Origin of the sequence: Klebsiella sp. GW_Kp181 (assembly GCF_040062315.1) — a bacterium.
GTDB classification, from domain to species: domain Bacteria; phylum Pseudomonadota; class Gammaproteobacteria; order Enterobacterales; family Enterobacteriaceae; genus Klebsiella; species Klebsiella oxytoca.
The window spans coordinates 95,168-118,016 of the sequence record NZ_JBEAFR010000075.1 but is presented as its reverse complement, the minus strand read 5'-3'; the positions used below and the strand labels follow the sequence as shown (position 1 = coordinate 118,016).

The following is a 22,849-nucleotide window of genomic DNA, read 5'->3' as shown; positions in this document are numbered from 1 at the left end:
GTTTAAGACAGCGCCACTTTCCTCTAAGATGTTGGGCTGTTTTCACTATCAGATAAATGTAGCCCATGGAAAATCATGAAATTCAGACCGTGCTGATGAACGCACTCTCCCTTCAGGAAGTCCACGTCTCTGGCGATGGCAGCCACTTTCAGGTTATTGCTGTGGGTGAGATGTTCGACGGCATGAGCCGGGTCAAGAAGCAACAGGCTATCTACGCCCCGCTGATGGAATATATTGCCGATAACCGCATCCATGCTCTGTCGATTAAAGCGTTTACTCCGCAGGAGTGGGCGCGAGACCGCAAACTTAATGGCTTATAAGCTGTGGGGATGTTCCCCGCAGCGTATGTGAATTCTTAACAGAGAACAGAATCAATGGATAAATTCCGTGTTCAGGGGCCAACTCGCCTTCAGGGCGAGGTCACCATTTCCGGCGCGAAAAACGCCGCCCTGCCAATCCTCTTTTCCGCGCTATTAGCCGAAGAGCCGATTGAGATCCAAAACGTACCGAAGCTGAAAGACATCGATACCACCATGAAACTGCTGAGCCAGCTGGGCGCGAATGTTAAGCGCAACGGCTCCGTCTGGATTGATGCCGGCCCGGTCGACGTTTTCTGTGCTCCGTATGATCTCGTTAAAACTATGCGCGCGTCTATTTGGGCGCTGGGGCCGCTGGTGGCCCGCTTTGGTCAGGGTCAGGTTTCACTGCCTGGCGGCTGCGCTATCGGCGCGCGCCCCGTTGATTTACACATTACCGGCCTTGAGCAGCTGGGCGCGGAAATCAAACTGGAAGAAGGGTATGTTAAGGCGTCGGTCAACGGCCGTCTGAAAGGCGCGCATATCGTGATGGACAAGGTCAGCGTTGGCGCAACCGTGACCATCATGAGCGCAGCGACGCTGGCGGAAGGCACGACCGTTATCGAAAACGCCGCGCGTGAGCCGGAAATCGTTGATACCGCAAACTTCCTTAATACGCTGGGCGCGAAAATCAAAGGTCAGGGTACCGATCGTATCACCATCGAAGGCGTAGCGCGCCTCGGTGGCGGCGTGTACCGCGTTCTGCCGGATCGTATTGAAACCGGGACGTTCCTGGTGGCAGCGGCGATTTCTGGCGGTAAGATTCTGTGCCGCAATGCTCAGCCCGATACCCTGGATGCGGTTCTGGCGAAGCTACGTGATGCCGGCGCGGATATCGAAACGGGCGAGGACTGGATTAGCCTCGACATGCATGGCAACCGGCCGAAGGCTGTCAACGTGCGTACTGCCCCGCACCCGGGCTTCCCGACCGACATGCAGGCCCAGTTCACATTACTGAATCTGGTTGCTGAGGGAACAGGGGTGATCACCGAGACGATCTTCGAAAACCGTTTTATGCATATTCCGGAACTGATCCGTATGGGTGCGCATGCGGAAATCGAAAGCAACACGGCGATTTGCCACGGCGTGCAGCAGCTTTCTGGCGCTCAGGTAATGGCGACGGATCTGCGCGCGTCAGCCAGCCTGGTACTGGCGGGCTGTATCGCGGAAGGTACGACGATTGTCGATCGTATTTACCACATTGACCGCGGCTACGAGCGTATCGAAGACAAACTGCAGGCGCTGGGCGCGAATATCGAACGCGTCAAAGGCGAATAAGCCTGTAGCAGCAGCCCTCTGACGTTGGTCCGGGGGCTGTTTTCTGCAACCTCGCTTTACTTGTTATTCTTCCTCTGACGCATCATCTGCGTTCTGTCGATAAACTGATGGGTATGGGGATCGTGATAGCGCGATGGCCATATCACCCACGGATCGGTTTCCAGCGCATTCGCAATAATTAGCTCGCCTTTGGGCCAGGGACGAGTCAACGCGTTGGCAAGCGTTGAAGAACTTAAACCATTACGCCGCGATTCAGCTGCCAGCGACGTCCCTTTTTTGCGTAATCCGGCAATAATATCCGCCGGATGCCAGTCGATGAACTTATCCATAAATTCTCCTGGTATTAAACATTCCGTTCGTCCTTAATGGGCGACAAAATGACTATACCTTGAGTTCCAGTAATGTTCTAACAAGTTCTTTTAATGGATGGGATATTAGGAATATATCAAGAAATAAAGCAGATTTTGAGTTTACAGGATTTTATTGGAACTTTCCCGCGATTGACGCGGGAAAGGAAGACGGGAATTAATGATCGCGCTGTACAGCGATGTGGGCGAGGCCAATTAGCGCTTCCCGCCATGGAGAATCGGGAAGGACCTGAAGTGCGGCAATAGCTTTATCAGCTTCTTCCTCCGCGCGTTTTTGGGTCCATTCAAGCGAACCACAGGTGGCCATGGTTTCCAGCACGGCTTCAAGAAGATGACGACCGTTACCCTGTTCAATCGCTCCGCGGATCATGGCGGATTGTTCGGCGTTGCCGTGCCGCATCGCGTGCAGCAGTGGAAGGGTAGGTTTGCCTTCATTCAGATCGTCACCGACGTTTTTACCGAGTCGCTCGCCGTCTGAACTGTAGTCCAGCAAATCATCGATCAGCTGGAAAGCGGTCCCCAGATAGCGTCCGTAATCCTGTAACGCTTTTTCTTGTTCCGCGGTACAGTCGGCCAGAATACCGGAGCACTGAGCTGCAGCTTCAAACAGACGGGCAGTCTTGCTGTAAATAACCCGCATGTAGTTTTCTTCGGTGATGTCCGGATCGTTGACGTTCATCAACTGCAGCACTTCGCCTTCAGCGATAACGTTAACGGCTTCCGACATCACTTCCAGAACTCTCAGCGAGCCAAGGCTGGTCATCATCTGAAAGGCGCGGGTGTAGATGAAATCACCAACCAGCACGCTAGCGGCATTACCAAAAGCGGCGTTTGCTGTGGCTTTTCCGCGGCGCATATCAGACTCATCGACGACATCATCATGCAGCAGGGTGGCGGTGTGGATAAATTCGATCAGCGCGGCAATGGCGACATGAGCGTTGCCCTGATATCCAACGGCACGCGCGGCCAGTACGGCGATCATCGGACGAATGCGTTTACCGCCTCCGCTAACAATGTAATAGCCTAACTGATTGATAAGCTGAACATCAGAGTCGAGTTGCTCAAGAATTGTCGCATTGACGCCCGCCATATCCTGCGCGGTTAACTCATTGATTTTTTCTAAATTCATCGCAAAAGCCGGGCCAAATGTCCTGTTATCGCGTATCCGAATAGGATCACAGAAGGATTAAGACAGAATTAAAAGAAGATGTGATTGTACTGAAAAATTGCCGTAGATAAACGCTGGAGTGAAAGTTGTGTTTTTTTTCTGCGTTGATCGCTGATCGCTCTTGTCAAAGGCTCGCGTTTTGCGTAATATTCGCGCCCTATTGTGAATATTTATAGCGCACTCTGAATCATACGAAGAGGTGCGCGGAAGCGGAGTTCTATATGTACGCGGTTTTCCAAAGTGGTGGTAAACAACACCGAGTAAGCGAAGGTCAAACCATTCGCCTGGAAAAGCTGGACATCGCAACTGGCGAAGCTGTTGAGTTCGCTGAAGTGCTGATGATCGCAAACGGTGAAGAAATTAAAATCGGCGTTCCTTTCGTTGAGGGCGGCGTAATTAAAGCTGAAGTTGTTGCACACGGTCGTGGCGAGAAAGTTAAAATCGTTAAGTTTCGTCGTCGTAAACACTACCGTAAGCAGCAGGGCCATCGTCAGTGGTTCACTGATGTGAAAATTACTGGCATCAGCGCCTAAGACCTGAGGAGAGATTTAAATGGCACATAAAAAGGCTGGCGGCTCAACTCGTAACGGTCGCGATTCAGAAGCTAAACGCCTGGGCGTTAAGCGTTTCGGTGGCGAATCCGTTCTGGCGGGTAGCATCATCGTTCGTCAACGTGGTACCAAATTCCACGCTGGCACTAACGTAGGTTGCGGTCGTGACCACACTCTGTTTGCTAAAGCAGACGGTAAAGTGAAATTCGAAGTTAAAGGCCCGAACAACCGTAAATACATCAGCATCGTTGCTGAGTAAGTTTTTCGTGGTCCGGTAACGGATTAAAGCCCCGCAACGTGTTGCGGGGCTTTTTACATTGAAAACCCGGAAAATTTTCTGCAGGGAAAACGGGCATGAAGCAGCAGGCCGGCATCGGCATTATTTTAGCGCTCACCACGGCGATGTGTTGGGGCGCTTTGCCGATCGCAATGAAGCAGGTTCTTGAAGTGATGGAACCGCCGACGGTGGTGTTTTACCGCTTTTTGATGGCAAGTATTGGTCTCGGCGCCATTCTGGCCATGAAAAGAAAACTGCCTCCGCTGCGTATTTTTCGCAAGCCGCGCTGGTTGATACTGCTGGTCATTGCGACGGGTGGTTTGTTCGGTAACTTCATTCTGTTTAGCTCTTCCTTGCAATATCTTAGCCCCACCGCTTCTCAGGTGATTGGCCAGCTGTCCCCGGTCGGCATGATGGTGGCCAGCGTTTTTATCCTTAAAGAGAAAATGCGCGGCACCCAGGTTGCGGGAGCGCTAATGCTGGTGAGCGGTCTGGTGATGTTTTTTAACACCAGCCTGATTGAGATATTTACCCGCCTGACGGACTACACATGGGGGGTAATTTTCGGCGTAGGCGCCGCGACGGTGTGGGTGAGCTACGGCGTCGCGCAAAAGGTGTTATTACGCCGTCTGGCATCGCAGCAAATCCTTTTTTTGCTGTACACTTTATGTACGATATCGCTATTGCCATTAGCAACGCCTTCACAGGTGCTGGCATTAAGCGACTGGCAGCTGGCCTGTCTGGTTTTTTGCGGGCTCAATACCTTGGTGGGCTACGGTGCGCTGGCGGAAGCCATGGCGCGCTGGCAGGCGGCGCAGGTGAGCGCGTTGATTACCTTAACGCCGTTATTTACGCTGCTATTTTCAGATTTATTATCACTGGCCTGGCCCGACGTTTTCGCCAGACCGCTGTTGAACCTGATGGGTTATCTCGGTGCGTTTGTCGTGGTTGCGGGCGCGATGTATTCCGCCGTCGGCCACCGTCTTTGGGGACGGTGGCGTAAGCGAGAAGCGGTTGTGCCGCTCCCCCGCTCAGGCGAATGATTTACGGAGAGTAAAATGAAGTTTGTTGATGAAGCTACGATCCTGGTCGTAGCAGGTGATGGCGGCAATGGTTGCGTTAGCTTCCGCCGCGAAAAATATATCCCGAAAGGCGGCCCCGACGGCGGCGACGGCGGCGACGGTGGTGATGTCTGGCTCGAGGCGGACGAAAACCTGAATACCCTGATCGACTACCGTTTTGAGAAGTCTTTCCGCGCCGAACGCGGGCAGAACGGCCAGAGCCGCGATTGTACCGGCAAACGCGGTAAAGACGTGACGGTGAAAGTGCCGGTAGGGACCCGCGTGATTGACCAGGGCACCGGCGAGACGATGGGTGATATGACCAAACATGGTCAGCGCCTGATGGTCGCCAAAGGCGGCTGGCACGGTCTCGGCAACACCCGTTTCAAATCGTCCGTTAACCGTACTCCGCGCCAAAAGACGATGGGGACGCCGGGCGATAAGCGCGATCTGCAGCTGGAGCTGATGCTGCTGGCGGATGTCGGAATGCTGGGGATGCCTAATGCGGGTAAATCGACCTTCATTCGCGCCGTTTCCGCGGCGAAGCCTAAAGTTGCTGACTACCCGTTCACTACGCTGGTACCGAGCCTCGGCGTGGTGCGTATGGACAACGAGAAGAGCTTCGTGGTGGCCGACATCCCAGGGCTGATTGAAGGCGCAGCTGAAGGCGCAGGCCTCGGCATTCGCTTCCTGAAGCACCTGGAGCGCTGCCGCGTACTGCTGCATCTCATCGATATCGAGCCGATTGACGGTTCCGATCCGGTTGAGAACGCGCGGATCATCATCGGCGAGCTGGAAAAATACAGTGAGAAACTGGCTTCAAAGCCGCGCTGGCTGGTCTTTAACAAGATTGACCTGATGGATAAAGCTGAGGCGGAAGAGAAAGCGAAAGCCATCGCGCAAGCGCTGGGCTGGGAAGATAAGTTCTATCTGATTTCCGCCGCCAGCCAGCAGGGCGTAAAAGACCTGTGCTGGGACGTCATGACCTTTATCATCGAAAACCCGATAGTGCATGCGGAAGAAGCGAAGCCCGCAGAAAAAGTCGAGTTTATGTGGGATGACTACCACCGTCAGCAGCTTGAAGAAGCTGAAGTGGAAGATGATGAAGACTGGGATGACGATTGGGACGAAGACGACGAAGAAGGTGTCGAATTCATCTATAAACGTTAATTCCGGGTAAACTAAAAGGGCCGCAGAAGATGCGGCCCTTTTGCTTAATTATTCTGATACAGGTCTTTATACAAGCGGCTTTCGAAGCGCACCAGCGGAATACGTCGGTTACGCTGGTCGGCCGGAGGCACGGCGTAGCCTGATAAATACTGCACGAACGCCATCTTCTGCCCGCTGGCCGTGGTAATGAATCCAGCCAGGTTATACACCCCCTGCAGTGAGCCCGTTTTCGCCGAAACTTTGCCGTCAACGCCTGCCTGATGCAGACCCGCGCGGTATTGCAGAGAGCCATCGTGGCCAGTCAGGGGCAGCATCGAGATAAAGTTGAGCGCGTTATCATGCTGGGCGATGTACTGTAGCACCTGCATCATCGTCGCTGGCGCGATCAGGTTATGACGCGACAGGCCTGAGCCATCGGCAATGATCGTATTCCCGAGATCGACACCGGCCTGCTGACGCAGGATCTGCCGTACGGCATCGGATCCGGCTCGCCAGGTTCCCGGCACGCCGAAGCGAGCATGGCCAATGGTGCGAAACACTGTATCGGCGATCATGTTGTCCGATTTTTTCAACATAATACGCAGCAAATCGTGCAGCGGCGCAGATTGCGTACTCGCCAGTACGGTACCCGGCTCGTTTGCCAGGGTCTGACGCAGCAGCGTACCGCTCCAGGTGATATCGGCGTCGGTCAGCTCCGCTTTCAGAATCGCGCCGGCATAGCTGGCGCCATCCTGAATGGCAAAAGCCAGCGGTAGCGGCTCGCTGCGCTGCGGTAGACAGCCGGTCAGGGTGTAACGGTTGAGATCGCCGGGAACCACGTCCAGCTCACAGTACTGTGCTTCAGAAGAGCCGCGAGCGAGGGTACGCACCTGGCTGAACATGGTCACCGGGTAATAAGACGCCACGCGGATAAACGCCAAATCGCCCGGCTTTTGCGCGCTATAAAGCGAGATGGAGAAACAGTTTCGATCGACAATCGCCGCCGCCGGAGGTGCGCTAAAGCACTGCGTCATATCGTTCCATGGCCAGCCTGGCGCTTTATCATGACTGGCGAAAATGGAGGTATCGATCAGAACATTGCCTTCAATTCGCTGGACGCCTGCTTTCTTCAGCGTGGCAACCATATTACGAATATCCTGGCGCTTGAGGGTAGGGTCGCCGCCAAAGCGCGCAATCAGGTCTCCTTTCAGGATGCCACCGCTGAGGCTGCCTTTCGTTTCCAGCGTCGTGGTGAAGCGGAAATCCGGACCCAGCTGCAGCAGTGCGGCCAGCGCGGTGATCACTTTTTGGGTGCTGGCGGGTAGCGCCATCTGCTGGCTATGGTAGTCTATCTCCGGCGTCGGGGAGCCTACCTTCTGCGCCATAAAGGCAAGGTTTGCGCCCGCAGGAAGCTGATTGATGTACTCGTCAATATTCGCCGCATGAGCGCTAATCGCTATACCGGCAGTCAATCCGATGATAAATCTGGGAAATCGCATAATCTCGCGCTAACAACCTGAAACCAGTCCGTCATACTACGGTGCAACGCCCTGTAAAGTAAACGATGACCCATAATGAACTTCGGGTTAAAATACGTATCAAATTGAAAATTGCTGCTGGCCTGGGGATCGCTTTCCGGGTCGGTTTTCTTTTGCTCCGGCCATGCTCAAGACTTGACCGGCTGCGGAGCAGCGGCGTCTGCTCCATGAAGGATCGATAAAGAGGTATAACAAATGCAAGCTATTCCGATGACCTTACGTGGCGCTGAAAAACTGCGCGAAGAACTGGATTTCCTGAAGTCCGTACGTCGTCCTGAAATCATCGCGGCTATCGCTGAGGCGCGCGAGCACGGCGATCTGAAAGAAAATGCTGAGTATCACGCTGCCCGCGAACAGCAGGGTTTCTGTGAAGGACGCATCAAGGATATCGAGGCGAAGCTGTCTAACGCGCAGGTCATCGATATCACCAAAATGCCTAACAATGGCCGAGTGATTTTTGGTTCCACAGTCAGCGTTCTGAATCTTGATACCGATGAAGAGCAAACTTATCGTATCGTCGGCGATGACGAGGCCGATTTTAAGCAAAATCTGATCTCTGTAAACTCACCGATTGCGCGTGGTTTAATCGGTAAAGAACAGGATGATGTTGTCGTCATCCGTACACCGGGCGGCGAAGTTGAATTCGAAATTATCAAGGTTGAGTACCTTTAATCCGAATTTAACGCTACGATGTTGATGGATTGTAAAGAAAGGAAAAAGGCCGCGTAGCGGCCTTTTATCAACGTCCGGAGCATGGCATTTTGCTCGTCTACCCGCAGAAAACCCTCGATTTACACAAAGTTGTGTCGATAACCAGGATATTCTTAGCGTGGCAGCGAGATTTTACGCTCTTTAGTCGGGCGGTACAGAACCAGCGTTTTACCGATGACCTGTACATTACAGGCGCCGGTTTCGCGCACGATAGCTTCCACGATCAAGGTTTTAGTTTCGCGATCTTCCGAGGCGATCTTCACCTTGATAAGTTCATGGTGCTCTAACGCTTGTTCAATCTCGGCCAGTACCCCTTCGGTCAAACCATTGTTGCCAAGCATAACTACCGGCTTGAGCGGATGTGCCAGACCTTTCAGGTGCTGTTTTTGTTTAGTACTCAGATTCATCGTATTTTTTTGCTTACGTTGGGATTGAAAACGGTTCATTCTACCGCCATCTCCCATATATCGCCAAACTACCGCGTCGATTTTTACGTCGCGAAGTACGATGAACCCGAAATGGGAATGTTAAATGACAGGTAAAAAGCGTTCTGCCAGCTCAAGTCGTTGGCTTCAGGAACACTTTAGCGATAAATATGTTCAGCAGGCACAGAAAAAGGGGTTACGTTCCCGTGCCTGGTTTAAACTTGATGAAATACAGCAAAGTGACAAGATTTTTAAACCGGGGATGACGATAGTTGACCTCGGCGCTGCACCCGGTGGCTGGTCGCAATACGCGGTTACGCAGATCGGTAACAGCGGCCGCATCATTGCTTGCGATCTTTTACCTATGGATCCAATCGTTGGTGTGGACTTCCTTCAGGGCGACTTTCGTGATGAATTAGTCCTGAAAGCGTTACTTGAGCGTGTAGGTGACAGTAAAGTACAAGTTGTCATGTCCGATATGGCGCCAAATATGTGTGGAACACCGGCGGTGGATATTCCCCGGGCCATGTATCTGGTGGAGCTGGCGCTTGGAATGGCTCGAGATGTATTAGCGCCAGGTGGTAGTTTTGTAGTGAAGGTGTTCCAGGGCGAAGGCTTCGATGAGTATCTAAGAGAGATTCGCTCCCTGTTTACGAAGGTCAAAGTTCGTAAGCCGGACTCTTCTCGCGCCCGTTCGCGTGAAGTGTATATTGTAGCGACCGGGCGTAAACCATAACCGGCAGATTTCAAACGAAAGTTTGAAAGACGCGGGATATAGAGTATCCTGACGCTGTTTTTAACACAGTTGTAATAAGAGGTTAATCCCTTGAGTGACATGGCGAAAAACCTAATACTCTGGCTGGTCATTGCCGTTGTGCTGATGTCAGTTTTCCAGAGCTTTGGGCCCAGCGAGTCGAATGGCCGAAAGGTAGATTATTCAACCTTCCTGCAAGAGGTCAATCAGGACCAGGTTCGCGAAGCGCGTATCAACGGACGTGAGATCAACGTTACCAAGAAAGATAGTAACCGTTACACGACTTACATTCCGGTTAACGATCCGAAGCTGCTTGATAACCTGTTGACGAAAAACGTCAAAGTGGTTGGCGAACCGCCGGAAGAGCCAAGCCTGCTGGCTTCTATCTTCATTTCCTGGTTCCCGATGCTGCTTCTTATCGGCGTCTGGATCTTCTTCATGCGTCAGATGCAGGGCGGCGGTGGCAAAGGCGCCATGTCGTTCGGTAAGAGCAAGGCGCGCATGCTGACGGAAGACCAGATCAAAACCACTTTTGCCGACGTCGCCGGTTGTGACGAAGCGAAAGAAGAAGTCGGTGAACTGGTTGAATACCTGCGTGAACCGAGCCGTTTCCAGAAGCTGGGCGGCAAGATCCCGAAAGGCGTCCTGATGGTCGGCCCTCCGGGTACCGGTAAAACCCTGCTGGCCAAGGCCATTGCAGGCGAAGCGAAGGTTCCATTCTTTACAATTTCAGGTTCTGACTTCGTTGAAATGTTCGTGGGCGTTGGCGCATCTCGCGTGCGCGACATGTTCGAACAGGCCAAGAAAGCGGCACCGTGCATCATCTTTATCGATGAAATCGACGCCGTAGGCCGCCAGCGTGGCGCGGGCTTAGGCGGCGGTCACGATGAACGTGAGCAGACGCTGAACCAGATGCTGGTTGAGATGGATGGTTTTGAGGGTAACGAAGGTATCATCGTTATCGCGGCGACCAACCGTCCGGACGTTCTTGACCCTGCGCTGCTGCGTCCGGGCCGCTTTGACCGTCAGGTTGTTGTTGGTCTGCCGGATGTTCGCGGTCGTGAACAGATCCTGAAAGTGCATATGCGTCGCGTACCGCTGGCGCCGGATATCGATGCGGCAATTATCGCCCGCGGTACGCCAGGCTTCTCCGGTGCTGACCTCGCGAACCTGGTAAACGAAGCTGCGCTGTTTGCCGCTCGTGGCAACAAGCGCGTGGTCTCGATGGTTGAGTTCGAGAAAGCGAAAGACAAAATCATGATGGGTGCGGAACGTCGCTCCATGGTGATGACGGAAGCGCAGAAAGAGTCCACCGCGTACCACGAAGCGGGTCATGCGATTATCGGTCGCCTGGTGCCGGAACACGATCCGGTGCACAAAGTGACAATTATTCCGCGCGGTCGTGCGCTCGGTGTTACCTTCTTCCTGCCTGAAGGCGACGCTATCAGCGCCAGCCGTCAGAAGCTGGAAAGTCAGATTTCGACCCTGTACGGCGGTCGTCTGGCTGAAGAAATTATCTACGGCGTAGAGCATGTTTCTACCGGTGCGTCTAACGACATTAAAGTCGCGACTAACCTGGCGCGTAACATGGTGACCCAGTGGGGCTTCTCTGACAAACTCGGCCCGCTGCTGTATGCCGAAGAAGAAGGCGAAGTTTTCCTTGGCCGCAGCGTCGCGAAAGCGAAACATATGTCCGATGAAACGGCTCGTATCATCGACCAGGAAGTGAAGTCACTGATTGAGCGTAACTACAATCGTGCACGCCAGCTTCTGAACGATAACATGGACATCCTGCACGCGATGAAAGATGCGCTCATGAAATATGAGACCATCGATGCTCCGCAGATTGATGACCTGATGGCTCGCCGCGATGTTCGCCCGCCAGCTGGCTGGGAAGAACCGGGTTCGTCCAACAATTCTGACAATAACGGCACGCCTCGTGCGCCGCGTCCGGTTGATGAACCGCGTACGCCAAACCCGGGTAATACCATGTCAGAACAGCTGGGCGACAAATAAGTTAGCCGTCATTGATGCTGTTGTACTTTTAAAACCCCAGGGCGTTTGCTCCGGGGTTTTTCTTTTTCAATCTTTCTCTGACTCAGGGACATAGCGATGAAACTTGAAGCCCAGGGTTCAACCCTCGATCTCTCCCACCCCCATGTAATGGGAATTCTTAACGTCACCCCGGATTCGTTCTCTGACGGCGGGACTCACAATACGCTGGTAGAAGCCGTTAAACATGCCAATCTGATGATTAATGCCGGAGCGACTATTATTGATATCGGTGGGGAATCGACGCGCCCGGGGGCCGCAGATGTCAGCGTTGAGGAAGAGCTTGCTCGAGTCATTCCGACGGTAGAAGCCATTGCCCAGCGCTTCGAAGTGTGGATCTCCGTTGATACCTCTAAACCGGAGGTGATTCGTGAATCAGCGCGCGTGGGGGCGCATATCGTCAATGATATCCGTTCGTTAACCGAACCGGGAGCGCTGGAGGCTGCGGCGGAAACCGGCTTGCCGGTGTGCCTGATGCATATGCAGGGCCAGCCCAAGACCATGCAGGATGCCCCTAAATACGCGGATGTCTTTGCTGACGTTGAACGCTTTTTTGTCGAACATATTGTGCGCTGCGAGCGGGCCGGTATCGCAAAAGATAAATTGCTGCTCGACCCGGGATTCGGTTTCGGTAAAAATCTTTCCCATAATTATGAACTGCTTGCCCGACTCAGCGAGTTCCATCATTTCGGTCTTCCGCTACTGGTCGGTATGTCGCGTAAGTCGATGGTAGGCCAGTTGCTTAATGTCGGGCCGAAAGAACGCCTGAATGGCAGCCTGGCTTGCGCAGTCATTGCTGCAATGCAGGGCGCGCAGATTATTCGCGTCCATGATGTCAAAGAAACGGTAGAAGCGCTGCGTGTGGTGGAAGCTACCCTGGCCGCTAAGGAAAATAAACGTTATGAGTAACCGCAAATATTTTGGTACTGATGGTATCCGTGGCCGCGTAGGCGATGCGCCAATAACGCCAGAATTTGTCTTAAAGCTGGGCTGGGCGGCTGGAAAGGTGCTGGCGCGCCACGGTTCGCGCAAGATTATTATCGGTAAAGATACCCGTATTTCAGGCTATATGCTGGAGTCCGCGCTGGAGGCTGGCCTGGCTGCCGCAGGGTTATCGGCTTCTTTTACCGGCCCAATGCCAACGCCGGCAATTGCCTATCTGACGCGAACCTTCCGCGCGGAGGCCGGAATTGTGATCTCCGCTTCGCATAATCCGTTCTATGATAACGGCATTAAATTCTTCTCTATCGAAGGGACTAAGCTCCCGGATGAAGTTGAAGAAGCCATTGAAGCCGAAATGGAAAAAGAGCTGACCTGCGTTGATTCCGCCGAGCTGGGCAAAGCCAGCCGTATCGTCGACGCCGCTGGTCGCTATATCGAGTTTTGCAAAGGCACCTTTCCGAACGAGCTGAGCCTCAACTCCTTGAAGGTGGTGGTCGATTGCGCTCACGGCGCGACTTACCATATCGCCCCGAGTGTTTTCCGCGAGCTGGGCGCTCAGGTGATCGCCATGGGCTGTGAGCCTGATGGACTCAACATCAATGAAGAAGTCGGAGCGACGGATGTTCGTGCTCTGCAGGCGCGCGTGCTGGAGGAAAAAGCCGACCTGGGTATTGCCTACGATGGCGATGGCGATCGGGTCATAATGGTGGACCATGAAGGCAATAAAGTCGACGGTGACCAGATCCTCTACATCATAGCTCGCGAAGGTCTGCGCCAGGGGCAACTGCGTGGCGGCGCCGTCGGGACGCTCATGAGCAACATGGGGCTTGAACTGGCGCTCAAACAGCTGGGTATTCCTTTCGTTCGCGCGAAGGTAGGTGACCGTTATGTGCTGGAAAAACTGCAGGAGAAAGGCTGGCGCATCGGTGCCGAAAACTCCGGCCATGTGATCCTGCTGGACAAAACCACCACGGGGGATGGGATTGTCGCCAGCCTGCAGGTGGTGGCGGCGATGGTGCGTAACCATATGAGCCTGCACGATCTGTGTAGCGGAATGAAAATGTTCCCGCAACTGCTGGTTAATGTCCGCTTTACCGAAGGTAGCGGTAACCCGCTGGAACATGAACACGTAAAAGCGGTCACGGCAGAAGTGGAGGCTGAGCTGGGCAATCGTGGCCGCGTCCTGCTGCGTAAATCAGGCACCGAGCCGCTGATTCGCGTTATGGTGGAAGGCGAGCATGAAGAAAAGGTGCACGAGTTCGCCCATCGTATCGCTGATGCCGTAAAAAGCGTGTAATTTGTCTGGCTAAGTAATTAAAAAGGCGACGCTTGCCGCCTTTTTAATCGACAAAAAATCGCTTTTTGCTGTTTTTTTCCGCACTTGATACAATGCGTTGAAATTGCCCTTGCGAAGGTCATTCGCTTTGGTTAGTATTCACACCCGCTTCAGTGGGAAACGTTAATACGTCCCGCTTTATTGGTCGAAGCACTTGGTATGCGGCGAATCCGCAAGGAACAGGTTGATTATGTACGAAGCTCTTTTAGTTGTTTTCCTTATTGTGGCAATTGGCCTTGTTGGTCTGATTATGCTGCAGCAAGGTAAAGGCGCTGATATGGGAGCCTCCTTCGGAGCAGGCGCTTCCGGCACTCTGTTTGGATCCAGCGGTTCTGGTAACTTCATGACCCGCATGACTGGTATCCTGGCTGCGCTGTTCTTCATCATCAGTCTGGCGCTGGGTAATATCAACAGCAACAAGACCAACAAAGGAAGTGAGTGGGATAACCTGAGCGCTCCGAAAACCGAGCAAACTCAGCCGACAGCTCCGGCACAGCCGAGCAGCGACATCCCGCACTGATAAGTAGTATCCGTACCGAGGTGGTGGAATTGGTAGACACGCTACCTTGAGGTGGTAGTGCCCTAACGGGCTTGTGGGTTCGAGTCCCATCCTCGGTACCAATTTCCTGAAAAAAGACGCTGAAAAGCGTCTTTTTTTTCGTCCAGAGAAAAGTGCGCAGTCGCATAAGCGGCTGATATTCCTCTTCAGTTGGGGGCGGGATTTCACAGCATAAAAAAGGCCGCTTGCGCGGCCTTTACTGTTTTCTCAGGGATGTTACTTAGCTTTATTTTCCAGGTTTTCCACCTGCGGCAAGCCGGTGGCGGAAGAGGCGGTCAGCAGTCCGGACTGAGCGTAGCCAAACAGCTTATCGCGGGTATCGGTGATATCCAGATTGCGCATTGTCAGCTGGCCGATACGGTCCTCAGCGGAGAACATTGAGTCGCCTTTTTCCATGGTCAGGCGTTCTGCTTTATAGGTCAGATTATCTGACACGGTATTCAGGATGGAATAGTCGTTGCCGCGACGCAGTTCAAGGGTCACTTCGCCGGTGATTTGGCTGGCCACCCAGCGCTGCAGGCCGTCGCGTAGCATCAGAGCCTGTGAGTCGAACCAGCGCCCCTGATACAGCAGACGACCCAGCTGACGACCGTGTGCGTGATATTGTTCGATGGTATCTTCATTATGAATACCGGTCAGCAGACGCTCATAGGCAATATGCAGCAGCGCCATCCCGGGGGCTTCATAAATGCCGCGGCTCTTCGCTTCGATGATACGGTTTTCGATCTGATCGCTCATGCCGAGTCCATGGCGGCCGCCGATGCGATTAGCTTCCAGCATCAGCTCAACGTCATCGCTAAAGGTCTGTCCATTCAGCGCAACCGGGTGGCCTTGTTCAAAGCGGACGGTGACTTCTTCCGCAGGAATTTTGACGCTTTCATCCCAGAACTTCACGCCCATAATCGGGTTCACAATCTTGACGCTGGAGTTCAGGAACTCAAGGTCTTTAGCCTCGTGCGTAGCTCCCAGCATATTGGAGTCGGTTGAGTAGGCTTTTTCAACGGACATTTTATAGTCAAACCCGCAGGAAATCATAAATTCTGACATCTCCTGGCGGCCGCCTAACTCGTCGATAAAGTCGCTATCCAGCCACGGTTTGTAAATTTTCAGCTCTGCGTTGGTCAGCAGGCCGTAACGATAGAAACGTTCGATATCGTTGCCTTTATAGGTACTACCGTCGCCCCAGATGTTAACGCCGTCTTCTTTCATCGCGGCAACCAGCATAGTACCGGTCACTGCGCGGCCCAGCGGAGTGGTATTAAAGTAGGTCAACCCGCCGGTGGTGTTATGAAATGCACCGCACTGGATTGCAGCAATACCTTCCGCAACCAGCTGCTTACGGCAGTCGATCAGACGAGCTCCTTCAGCACCATACTCTTTGGCACGACGAGGAATGGCTTCGTAATCGTCTTCGTCTGGCTGTCCCAGGTTAGCGGTATATGCATAAGGGACTGCTCCCTTTTTACGCATCCACAGCAGCGCGGCGCTGGTATCCAGCCCACCAGAAAAAGCAATACCAATACGTTGTCCTACCGGGAGATGCTTGAGAATCGTCGTCATAAAATAAAACCCTGCTAGAGAGACTGTGGTGAGTTTGACTCAACAATCTTTATTGCATGTTTATGCATTAATTGTGAGTTTTCATTTAATCATCTTTTGCTGGTGACAGGAAGAGGCGAAACCGCTTTTTACCAAAAAACCCTGAAATACCAGCACGAACCGAAACCCGCTATGTGAAATTCATGTTGACAAAATATATGAAGTATCAATACAATTCACTATGATTTTATGTCCCGTCTCTCGGTACCAAATCCCAGCAGTATTTGCGTATTTTGCTCAAAACGAGTAAAATATGCCACGTTTCAGGCGCGGGGTGGAGCAGCCTGGTAGCTCGTCGGGCTCATAACCCGAAGGTCGTCGGTTCAAATCCGGCCCCCGCAACCACTTTCCCATTAAGTACTTTTTCAAATATACTGTGAGGACCGGGTCCTTCGTAGACGAATTTGAAAGAATTCTTCTGGAAAGTGTTCCAGATCGCAGTTGCGATCTCAGGGTTCAGTTATCTAAAGCCCCGATTTATCGGGGTTTTTTGTTATCTGACTTCAGAATAACTGGGCTATACGCCCTTTTTTTATGTCTTGGGGGTGGGTTTGTCCACATTAGAGCAAAAATTAACAGAGATGCTCACAGCGCCAGTTGAAGCGCTTGGCTTTGAGCTGGTCGGCATCGAATTTATTCGCGGTCGCACATCCACACTGCGCATCTATATTGATAGTGAAGATGGCATCAATGTTGATGATTGTGCTGATGTGAGTCACCAGGTCAGTGCTGTTATGGACGTAGAAGACCCGATTACAGTCGCTTATAACCTGGAAGTTTCTTCCCCTGGTCTCGATCGTCCTATGTTTACCGCCGAACACTATGAGCGTTTCATCGGCGAAGAAGTTTCGCTGGTTTTGCGCATGGCGGTACAGAACCGACGCAAATGGCAGGGCCTTATCAAAGCGGTAGACGGTGAGATGATCACGGTAACCGTCGAAGGCAAAGATGAAGTGTTCGCGCTGAGTAACATCCAGAAGGCGAACCTGGTTCCCCACTTTTAACAGTCTGGATTGAGGTGAAAGGCCCCGATGAACAAAGAAATTTTGGCTGTTGTTGAAGCCGTTTCCAACGAAAAGGCGCTGCCGCGTGAGAAAATTTTCGAAGCGTTGGAAAGTGCGTTAGCAACGGCTACTAAGAAAAAATATGAACAAGAGATCGACGTTCGCGTAGAAATCGATCGTAAAAGCGGTGATTTCGACACATTCCGTCGCTGGCTGGTTGTGGAAGAAGTCACCCAGCCGACGCGCGAAATCACGCTGGAAGCTGCGCGTTTCGAAGATGAAAGCATGAATCCTGGCGATTACGTCGAAGACCAGATTGAATCTGTCACCTTTGACCGTATCACTACGCAGACTGCGAAGCAGGTTATCGTACAAAAAGTACGTGAAGCCGAACGCGCAATGGTCGTTGATCAGTTCCGTGAGCACGAAGGTGAAATTATCACGGGCGTAGTGAAGAAAGTGAATCGCGACAACATTACGCTGGATCTGGGCAACAACGCTGAAGCCGTGATCCTGCGTGAAGACATGCTGCCGCGTGAAAACTTCCGTCCGGGTGACCGTATCCGCGGCGTACTGTACGCAGTCCGCCCGGAAGCGCGTGGCGCGCAGCTGTTCGTGACGCGTTCCAAGCCGGAAATGCTGATTGAACTGTTCCGCATTGAAGTTCCGGAAATTGGTGAAGAAGTTCTCGAAATTAAAGCGGCGGCTCGCGATCCTGGCTCTCGTGCTAAAATCGCGGTTAAAACCAACGATAAGCGCATCGATCCGGTGGGTGCCTGCGTCGGTATGCGCGGCGCGCGCGTTCAGGCAGTCTCGACTGAACTGGGCGGCGAGCGTATTGATATCGTGCTGTGGGACGATAACCCGGCGCAATTTGTCATTAACGCCATGGCTCCGGCTGACGTCGCCTCTATCGTGGTAGATGAAGACAAGCACACCATGGATATCGCAGTCGAAGCGGGCAACCTGGCGCAGGCCATTGGCCGTAACGGTCAGAACGTCCGTCTGGCGTCTCAGCTGAGCGGCTGGGAACTGAACGTCATGACCGTTGATGACCTCCAGGCTAAGCATCAGGCTGAAGCCCATGCAGCGATTGATACCTTCACTAAATATCTTGATATTGATGAAGATTTCGCCACGCTGCTGGTTGAAGAAGGTTTCGCCACTCTGGAAGAACTGGCCTATGTGCCAATGAAAGAACTGCTGGAAATTGACGGTCTGGATGAACCGACCGTTGAAGCACTTCGTGAGCGGGCGAAAAACGCGCTGACCACGCTGGCGCTGGCCAAAGAAGAGAGCCTGGGAGACAGCAAACCTGCCGACGATCTGTTGAATCTGGAAGGTATGGATCGCACCCTGGCATTCACCCTGGCCGCCCGTGGTGTTTGTACGCTGGAAGATCTCGCCGAGCAGGGCATTGATGATCTGGCTGATATCGAAGGCTTGACCGACGAGAAAGCCGGAGAACTTATCATGGCCGCTCGTAATATTTGTTGGTTCGGCGACGAAGCGTAATAAACTGTAGCAGGAAGGAACAGCATGACAGATGTGACCATTAAAGCGCTGGCCTCAGAGATTCAGACCTCTGTGGATCGCCTGATACAGCAATTTGCTGATGCAGGGATCCGCAAATCGGCTGATGATTCTGTGACCGCGCAAGAGAAGCAAACCTTGTTGACGCACCTGAACCGTGAACACGGCTCAGCGCCCGACAAGCTGACGCTGCAGCGCAAAACGCGCAGCACGTTAAATATTCCGGGTACCGGTGGAAAGAGTAAGTCGGTACAAATCGAAGTCCGCAAGAAACGCACCTTTGTGAAACGCGATCCGCAAGAGGCCGAACGCCTTGCCGCGGAAGAGCAGGCGCAGCGTGAAGCGGAAGAGCAAGCCCGTCGTGAGGCAGAAGAAGCTGCCAAACGCGAGGCGCAATTAAAAGCTGAACGTGAGGCCGCAGAACAAGCGAAACGTGAACTCGCCGATAAAGCGAAACGTGAAGCCGCGGAAAAAGACAAAGTGAGCAATCAACAAACCGACGATATGACCAAAACCGCCCAGGCTGAAAAGCAACGCCGCGAAAACGAAGCTGCGGAGCTGAAGCGCAAATCGGAAGAAGAAGCACGCCGCAAACTTGAAGAAGAAGCGCGCCGTGTAGCGGAAGAAGCACGCCGTATGGCTCAAGAAAACGAAAAGAACTGGACTGAAGCGCCAGAAACGCCTGAAGAGACCACTGACTATCACGTAACAACTTCTCAGCATGCGCGTCAGGCTGAAGACGATAACGATCGTGAAGTTGAAGGCGGTCGCGGCCGTGGACGTAATGCGAAAGCAGCGCGTCCGGCTAAGAAAGGCAACAAACACGCTGAATCGAAAGCCGATCGTGAAGAAGCCCGTGCGGCCGTTCGCGGCGGTAAAGGTGGTAAACATCGTAAGGGTTCGGCTCTGCAGCAAGGCTTCCAGAAGCCGGCTCAGGCGGTTAACCGTGATGTTATCATCGGTGAAACCATCACCGTTGGCGATCTGGCCAACAAGATGGCCGTTAAAGGTTCTCAGGTCATCAAAGCGATGATGAAGCTGGGCGCTATGGCGACGATTAACCAGGTCATCGACCAGGAAACCGCACAGCTGGTTGCCGAAGAGATGGGCCACAAAGTTATCCTGCGTCGTGAAAACGAGCTGGAAGAAGCGGTAATGAGCGACCGTGACACCGGCGCTGCGGCGGAACCGCGCGCACCGGTTGTGACTATCATGGGTCACGTTGACCACGGTAAAACCTCTCTGCTGGATTACATTCGTTCAACGAAAGTGGCCTCTGGCGAAGCGGGCGGCATTACTCAGCATATCGGTGCGTACCACGTCGAAACCGACAACGGTATGATCACCTTCCTGGATACCCCGGGCCACGCCGCGTTCACCTCTATGCGTGCTCGTGGTGCTCAGGCGACGGATATCGTGGTTCTGGTTGTGGCCGCAGACGACGGCGTGATGCCGCAGACCATCGAAGCAATCCAGCACGCGAAAGCGGCGGGTGTGCCGGTCGTGGTTGCGGTGAACAAAATCGATAAGCCGGAAGCGGATCCGGATCGCGTTAAAAACGAACTGTCCCAGTACGGCATTCTGCCGGAAGAGTGGGGCGGTGAAAGCCAGTTCGTCCACGTGTCTGCTAAAGCGGGTACCGGCATCGACGAACTGCTGGACGCAATCCTGCTGCAGGCTGAAGTTCTGGAGCTGAAAGCGGTTCGTAAAGGTATGGCGAGCGGCGCGGTTATCGAATCCTTCCTGGATAAAGGTCGTGGTCCGGTTGCTACCGTTCTGGTACGCGAAGGTACGCTGCACAAGGGTGACATCGTCCTGTGCGGTTTCGAATATGGTCGCGTTCGTGCGATGCGTAACGAACTGGGTCAGGAAGTGCTGGAAGCGGGTCCATCCATTCCGGTGGAAATCCTCGGCCTGTCAGGCGTACCGGCTGCCGGTGACGAAGTGACCGTCGTTCGTGACGAGAAGAAAGCACGTGAAGTTGCGCTGTATCGTCAGGGTAAATTCCGTGAAGTTAAGCTGGCTCGTCAGCAGAAATCTAAACTTGAGAACATGTTCGCCAACATGACCGAAGGCGAAGTTCACGAAGTGAACATCGTCCTCAAAGCGGACGTGCAGGGTTCTGTGGAAGCGATCTCCGACTCCTTGCTGAAACTGTCTACTGACGAAGTGAAAGTGAAGATTATCGGTTCCGGCGTAGGTGGTATCACCGAAACCGACGCAACCCTGGCCGCTGCCTCCAACGCGATTCTGGTTGGCTTTAACGTTCGTGCTGATGCATCCGCACGTAAAGTTATCGACGCGGAAAGCCTGGATCTGCGCTACTACTCCGTCATCTATCATCTGATCGACGAAGTGAAAGCAGCGATGAGCGGCATGCTGTCTCCGGAACTGAAACAGCAGATCATTGGTCTGGCCGAAGTCCGTGATGTGTTCAAATCGCCGAAATTCGGCGCCATCGCAGGCTGTATGGTTACTGAAGGTACGATTAAGCGCCATAACCCAATCCGCGTACTGCGCGACAACGTGGTTATCTATGAAGGCGAGCTGGAATCCCTGCGCCGCTTCAAAGATGACGTTAACGAAGTTCGTAACGGCATGGAGTGTGGTATCGGCGTTAAGAACTACAACGACGTTCGCGTTGGCGATATGATCGAAGTGTTCGAAATCATCGAGATTCAACGTACCATCGATTAATCGTTTAGTAGGCCGGGGAAGCGCAGCGCCACCCGGTTATACAAAATTAAAGGGGGCCGCGTGGCCCCCTTATTTGTCTGGAGAATTTATTATGGCGAAAGAATTTGGTCGCCCGCAGCGCGTGGCTCAGGAGATGCAAAAAGAGATCGCAATCATCCTGCAGCGCGAAATTAAAGACCCGCGTCTGGGCATGATGACCACGGTTTCAGGCGTCGAGATGTCCCGCGACCTGGCCTATGCCAAAGTGTTTGTGACCTTCCTGAACGACAAAGACGAAGCCGCCGTGAAAGCGGGCATCAAGGCTTTGCAGGAAGCGTCTGGTTTTATTCGCTCGCTGCTGGGCAAAGCAATGCGCCTGCGTATCGTGCCGGAACTGACCTTCTTCTACGACAATTCATTAGTCGAAGGAATGCGCATGTCGAACCTGGTGACCAGCGTGGTGAAACATGACGATGAGCGTCGTGTGAACCCGGACGACAGTAAGGAGGACTAATGAGTCGTCCTCGTCGTCGCGGTCGCGACGTGCACGGCGTACTGTTGCTGGATAAACCGCAAGGCGCATCCAGCAACGACGTGCTGCAGAAAGTTAAACGACTTTATAATGCTAACCGGGCAGGGCATACGGGAGCGCTGGATCCGCTGGCGACCGGCATGCTGCCAATTTGCCTCGGGGAAGCGACAAAATTTTCCCAGTATCTGCTCGATTCTGACAAGCGCTACCGCGTGATTGCTAAACTTGGCCAGCGCACCGATACCTCTGATGCCGACGGCCAGGTGGTGGAAGAACGTCCGCTGACTTTTAGTCCTGAGCAGCTGGCAGCCGCGCTCGATGGCTTTCGTGGTGAAACCCAGCAGGTGCCGTCGATGTATTCGGCGCTGAAATACCAGGGGAAAAAACTGTACGAATATGCCCGTCAGGGGATTGAAGTACCGCGTGAATCCCGGCCGATTACGGTTTACGAGCTGCTGTTTATCCGCCATGAGGGGACGGAGCTTGAGCTGGAAATTCATTGCTCCAAAGGCACCTACATTCGCACGATTATTGATGATTTAGGCGAGAAGCTTGGATGCGGCGCGCACGTCACTTTCCTGCGTCGCCTGGCGGTCAGTAAATATCCCGTCGAACGGATGGTGACGCTGGAGCAGCTGCAGGCGCTGGTTGAACAAGCCAATGCGCAGGATATTCCCGCAGCCCAGCTGTTGGACCCGCTGTTGATGCCGATGGACAGCCCGGCTTCGGATTACCCGCTGGTGAATATTCCGGAAACCTCCGCCATCTACTTTAAAAACGGTAATCCGGTGCGGACATCGGGTGCGCCGCTGCAGGGGCTGGTTCGCGTCACTGAAGGTGATGACGAGAAGTTTCTTGGCATGGGGGAAATCGATGATGAAGGCCGCGTGGCGCCTCGTCGTCTGGTGGTTGAATACCCTGCCTGAGCGCTTTCCTTGCGATAAAAGGCTGCTGCGAGTAGAATATCGCCGCTTAACGTC

At 53.3% G+C, this 22,849-nt stretch carries 22 protein-coding genes and 2 tRNA genes; 19 read left to right on the top strand and 5 right to left on the bottom strand.

Translation table 11 applies throughout. From position 1 onward, the window contains the following. Positions 1-65 precede the first annotated feature (65 nt). Entirely contained in the window at positions 66-320 is a 255-nt protein-coding gene (gene ibaG, locus ABLV11_RS19705) for a BolA family iron metabolism protein IbaG (RefSeq protein ID WP_004106141.1), read from the top strand. A 54-nt stretch (positions 321-374) separates the two neighbouring features. Then, positions 375-1,634 carry a UDP-N-acetylglucosamine 1-carboxyvinyltransferase gene (gene murA / locus ABLV11_RS19700; protein ID WP_004106129.1) on the top strand — a complete coding sequence of 420 codons (1,260 nt, stop codon included), beginning with the start codon at positions 375-377 and terminating at the stop codon, positions 1,632-1,634. Positions 1,635-1,690: 56 nt separating this feature from the next. On the opposite strand, the gene sfsB is transcribed toward murA, so the two are convergent. Next, positions 1,691-1,963: a DNA-binding transcriptional regulator SfsB gene (gene sfsB / locus ABLV11_RS19695; protein WP_004106127.1), complete on the bottom strand. Its 273-nt coding sequence runs from the start codon at positions 1,961-1,963 to the stop codon at positions 1,691-1,693. Between the two features lie 196 nt (positions 1,964-2,159). After that, positions 2,160-3,131, bottom strand: a complete 972-nt coding sequence (gene ispB / locus ABLV11_RS19690; RefSeq protein WP_004106125.1) for an octaprenyl diphosphate synthase — start codon at positions 3,129-3,131, stop codon at positions 2,160-2,162. 260 nt (positions 3,132-3,391) lie between these two features. Here ispB and rplU point away from each other — a divergent pair, with 260 nt between their 5' ends. The 4 genes from rplU to cgtA all read left to right on the top strand — a co-directional run bounded on the left by rplU (position 3,392) and on the right by cgtA (position 6,229). Next, the gene (gene rplU / locus ABLV11_RS19685) at positions 3,392-3,703 is read left to right on the top strand and encodes a 50S ribosomal protein L21 (protein WP_004106123.1); all 312 of its coding nucleotides are present in this window, start codon (positions 3,392-3,394) and stop codon (positions 3,701-3,703) included. Positions 3,704-3,722: 19 nt separating this feature from the next. After that, complete coding sequence (gene rpmA, locus ABLV11_RS19680) at positions 3,723-3,980, top strand: 50S ribosomal protein L27 (RefSeq protein ID WP_003861831.1); 258 nt, start codon at positions 3,723-3,725, stop codon at positions 3,978-3,980. A gap of 95 nt (positions 3,981-4,075) precedes the next feature. Beyond that, the gene (locus ABLV11_RS19675; RefSeq protein ID WP_004106120.1) at positions 4,076-5,041 is read left to right on the top strand and encodes a DMT family transporter; all 966 of its coding nucleotides are present in this window, start codon (positions 4,076-4,078) and stop codon (positions 5,039-5,041) included. A 15-nt stretch (positions 5,042-5,056) separates the two neighbouring features. Then, complete coding sequence (cgtA, locus tag ABLV11_RS19670; RefSeq protein WP_004106119.1) at positions 5,057-6,229, top strand: Obg family GTPase CgtA; 1,173 nt, start codon at positions 5,057-5,059, stop codon at positions 6,227-6,229. A gap of 44 nt (positions 6,230-6,273) precedes the next feature. Here cgtA and dacB read toward each other — a convergent pair whose 3' ends face one another. After that, a complete protein-coding gene (dacB, locus tag ABLV11_RS19665; protein WP_126489593.1) occupies positions 6,274-7,707 on the bottom strand; it encodes a serine-type D-Ala-D-Ala carboxypeptidase in 1,434 nt (477 codons plus the stop codon). Positions 7,708-7,941: 234 nt separating this feature from the next. Between dacB and greA the strand changes: the two genes are divergently transcribed. Then, on the top strand, positions 7,942-8,418 hold the full coding sequence (greA, locus tag ABLV11_RS19660; protein WP_004106115.1) for a transcription elongation factor GreA: 477 nt from the start codon (positions 7,942-7,944) through the stop codon (positions 8,416-8,418). Between the two features lie 152 nt (positions 8,419-8,570). On the opposite strand, the gene yhbY is transcribed toward greA, so the two are convergent. Further along, positions 8,571-8,864 (bottom strand): ribosome assembly RNA-binding protein YhbY, encoded by a 294-nt coding sequence (gene yhbY, locus ABLV11_RS19655; protein ID WP_004139797.1) that lies wholly within the window; start codon positions 8,862-8,864, stop codon positions 8,571-8,573. A gap of 124 nt (positions 8,865-8,988) precedes the next feature. On the opposite strand from yhbY, the gene rlmE reads away from it, so the two are divergent. The 6 genes from rlmE to ABLV11_RS19625 all read left to right on the top strand — a co-directional run bounded on the left by rlmE (position 8,989) and on the right by ABLV11_RS19625 (position 14,587). After that, complete coding sequence (rlmE, locus tag ABLV11_RS19650; RefSeq protein ID WP_004106110.1) at positions 8,989-9,618, top strand: 23S rRNA (uridine(2552)-2'-O)-methyltransferase RlmE; 630 nt, start codon at positions 8,989-8,991, stop codon at positions 9,616-9,618. Positions 9,619-9,717: 99 nt separating this feature from the next. Then, on the top strand, positions 9,718-11,652 hold the full coding sequence (ftsH, locus tag ABLV11_RS19645; protein WP_004854549.1) for an ATP-dependent zinc metalloprotease FtsH: 1,935 nt from the start codon (positions 9,718-9,720) through the stop codon (positions 11,650-11,652). 96 nt (positions 11,653-11,748) lie between these two features. Continuing rightward, entirely contained in the window at positions 11,749-12,597 is an 849-nt protein-coding gene (folP, locus tag ABLV11_RS19640; RefSeq protein WP_126489592.1) for a dihydropteroate synthase, read from the top strand. Beyond that, positions 12,590-13,927, top strand: coding sequence for a phosphoglucosamine mutase (gene glmM, locus ABLV11_RS19635; protein ID WP_004106105.1), 1,338 nt, complete (start codon positions 12,590-12,592; stop codon positions 13,925-13,927). The genes folP and glmM overlap by 8 nt, the downstream gene beginning before the upstream one ends. A gap of 229 nt (positions 13,928-14,156) precedes the next feature. Continuing rightward, positions 14,157-14,486, top strand: a complete 330-nt coding sequence (secG, locus tag ABLV11_RS19630) for a preprotein translocase subunit SecG (RefSeq protein ID WP_004106103.1) — start codon at positions 14,157-14,159, stop codon at positions 14,484-14,486. A gap of 14 nt (positions 14,487-14,500) precedes the next feature. Then, positions 14,501-14,587, top strand: a tRNA-Leu gene (locus ABLV11_RS19625). 154 nt (positions 14,588-14,741) lie between these two features. On the opposite strand, the gene argG is transcribed toward ABLV11_RS19625, so the two are convergent. After that, positions 14,742-16,085, bottom strand: a complete 1,344-nt coding sequence (argG, locus tag ABLV11_RS19620) for an argininosuccinate synthase (RefSeq protein WP_004106101.1) — start codon at positions 16,083-16,085, stop codon at positions 14,742-14,744. Between the two features lie 307 nt (positions 16,086-16,392). Here argG and ABLV11_RS19615 point away from each other — a divergent pair. The 6 genes from ABLV11_RS19615 to truB all read left to right on the top strand — a co-directional run bounded on the left by ABLV11_RS19615 (position 16,393) and on the right by truB (position 22,795). Next, a tRNA-Met gene (locus tag ABLV11_RS19615) sits at positions 16,393-16,469 on the top strand. Positions 16,470-16,675: 206 nt separating this feature from the next. Further along, positions 16,676-17,128: a ribosome maturation factor RimP gene (rimP, locus tag ABLV11_RS19610; RefSeq protein WP_004125659.1), complete on the top strand. Its 453-nt coding sequence runs from the start codon at positions 16,676-16,678 to the stop codon at positions 17,126-17,128. Positions 17,129-17,155: 27 nt separating this feature from the next. Next, positions 17,156-18,643, top strand: coding sequence for a transcription termination factor NusA (gene nusA, locus ABLV11_RS19605; protein ID WP_004106094.1), 1,488 nt, complete (start codon positions 17,156-17,158; stop codon positions 18,641-18,643). 24 nt (positions 18,644-18,667) lie between these two features. After that, the gene (infB, locus tag ABLV11_RS19600; RefSeq protein WP_004106093.1) at positions 18,668-21,358 is read left to right on the top strand and encodes a translation initiation factor IF-2; all 2,691 of its coding nucleotides are present in this window, start codon (positions 18,668-18,670) and stop codon (positions 21,356-21,358) included. Between the two features lie 91 nt (positions 21,359-21,449). Then, complete coding sequence (gene rbfA / locus ABLV11_RS19595) at positions 21,450-21,851, top strand: 30S ribosome-binding factor RbfA (RefSeq protein ID WP_004106092.1); 402 nt, start codon at positions 21,450-21,452, stop codon at positions 21,849-21,851. Next, on the top strand, positions 21,851-22,795 hold the full coding sequence (gene truB, locus ABLV11_RS19590; RefSeq protein WP_004106091.1) for a tRNA pseudouridine(55) synthase TruB: 945 nt from the start codon (positions 21,851-21,853) through the stop codon (positions 22,793-22,795). The genes rbfA and truB overlap by 1 nt, the downstream gene beginning before the upstream one ends. Positions 22,796-22,849 lie beyond the last annotated feature (54 nt).

Bases quoted from the DNA above. Each gene is read 5' to 3' on its own strand.
- ABLV11_RS19675 (WP_004106120.1), top strand. From the start codon at position 4,076: ATGAAGCAGCAGGCCGGCATCGGCATTATTTTAGCGCTCACCACGGCG.
- ibaG (WP_004106141.1), top strand. From the start codon at position 66: ATGGAAAATCATGAAATTCAGACCGTGCTGATGAACGCACTCTCCCTT.
- sfsB (WP_004106127.1), bottom strand. From the start codon at position 1,963: ATGGATAAGTTCATCGACTGGCATCCGGCGGATATTATTGCCGGATTA.
- folP (WP_126489592.1), top strand. From the start codon at position 11,749: ATGAAACTTGAAGCCCAGGGTTCAACCCTCGATCTCTCCCACCCCCAT.
- yhbY (WP_004139797.1), bottom strand. From the start codon at position 8,864: ATGAATCTGAGTACTAAACAAAAACAGCACCTGAAAGGTCTGGCACAT.
- truB (WP_004106091.1), top strand. From the start codon at position 21,851: ATGAGTCGTCCTCGTCGTCGCGGTCGCGACGTGCACGGCGTACTGTTG.
- glmM (WP_004106105.1), top strand. From the start codon at position 12,590: ATGAGTAACCGCAAATATTTTGGTACTGATGGTATCCGTGGCCGCGTA.
- ispB (WP_004106125.1), bottom strand. From the start codon at position 3,131: ATGAATTTAGAAAAAATCAATGAGTTAACCGCGCAGGATATGGCGGGC.
- dacB (WP_126489593.1), bottom strand. From the start codon at position 7,707: ATGCGATTTCCCAGATTTATCATCGGATTGACTGCCGGTATAGCGATT.
- secG (WP_004106103.1), top strand. From the start codon at position 14,157: ATGTACGAAGCTCTTTTAGTTGTTTTCCTTATTGTGGCAATTGGCCTT.
- infB (WP_004106093.1), top strand. From the start codon at position 18,668: ATGACAGATGTGACCATTAAAGCGCTGGCCTCAGAGATTCAGACCTCT.
- ftsH (WP_004854549.1), top strand. From the start codon at position 9,718: ATGGCGAAAAACCTAATACTCTGGCTGGTCATTGCCGTTGTGCTGATG.
- argG (WP_004106101.1), bottom strand. From the start codon at position 16,085: ATGACGACGATTCTCAAGCATCTCCCGGTAGGACAACGTATTGGTATT.
- rpmA (WP_003861831.1), top strand. From the start codon at position 3,723: ATGGCACATAAAAAGGCTGGCGGCTCAACTCGTAACGGTCGCGATTCA.
- rlmE (WP_004106110.1), top strand. From the start codon at position 8,989: ATGACAGGTAAAAAGCGTTCTGCCAGCTCAAGTCGTTGGCTTCAGGAA.
- rplU (WP_004106123.1), top strand. From the start codon at position 3,392: ATGTACGCGGTTTTCCAAAGTGGTGGTAAACAACACCGAGTAAGCGAA.
- murA (WP_004106129.1), top strand. From the start codon at position 375: ATGGATAAATTCCGTGTTCAGGGGCCAACTCGCCTTCAGGGCGAGGTC.
- nusA (WP_004106094.1), top strand. From the start codon at position 17,156: ATGAACAAAGAAATTTTGGCTGTTGTTGAAGCCGTTTCCAACGAAAAG.
- greA (WP_004106115.1), top strand. From the start codon at position 7,942: ATGCAAGCTATTCCGATGACCTTACGTGGCGCTGAAAAACTGCGCGAA.
- cgtA (WP_004106119.1), top strand. From the start codon at position 5,057: ATGAAGTTTGTTGATGAAGCTACGATCCTGGTCGTAGCAGGTGATGGC.
- rbfA (WP_004106092.1), top strand. From the start codon at position 21,450: ATGGCGAAAGAATTTGGTCGCCCGCAGCGCGTGGCTCAGGAGATGCAA.